Here is a 508-nt window from a genome sequence, read left to right on the forward strand (position 1 = left end):
CCTCCGCAAATTTTTGATGATTTTGTATTATTCGTAAAAATCTTATTTATTCCATGAATCTGTCGATTATTCCTTAATGTAACATTTTGATACATTAGTACTTGTTGCTGAGTTGCATAGCAATCTGATTTTTATCGATTTAACTCAGTAACAATCCAAAAAGGAGAACAAAATGGAAAGCAGAGGTTTAGGAAGGGGTTTAAAGGTGGAAGAAAGACGTCAGTTACTACATAAAGGATTAAAAGCAGCCGTATTTGGCGTACCGCTGTTGGCAATAGGCTTAACGATTAATAGTTCGGTGCTGATGACCGATGCGGGTTACAGCTACGTGCATCAGAATAATATTACTGGTGAGTTGGATGTGTTTACTGAACCTGGCATTCATTTTCGCATGCCTTTTCTGTCCAAAATCACCAAGTATGACCAAGTGATCACCGTGTCATTCGGTAACAGCAAGGGCGAAGATTTTTATCAACGCCTTGATGCGATTCAGGTTCGATTTGCCGAC

1 pseudogene is annotated in these 508 nt (G+C 39.0%); it reads left to right on the plus strand.

Annotated features, from left to right (window positions below):
- Window positions 1–172: 172 nt before the first annotated feature.
- A pseudogene (locus IQR33_RS18700) lies at window positions 173–508 on the plus strand (SPFH domain-containing protein); the annotation flags it as partial.

The sequence above is a fragment of the Vibrio sp. OPT46 genome (genome assembly GCF_015163535.1).
In the GTDB taxonomy this organism is placed as follows: Bacteria; Pseudomonadota; Gammaproteobacteria; order Enterobacterales; family Vibrionaceae; genus Vibrio; species Vibrio alginolyticus.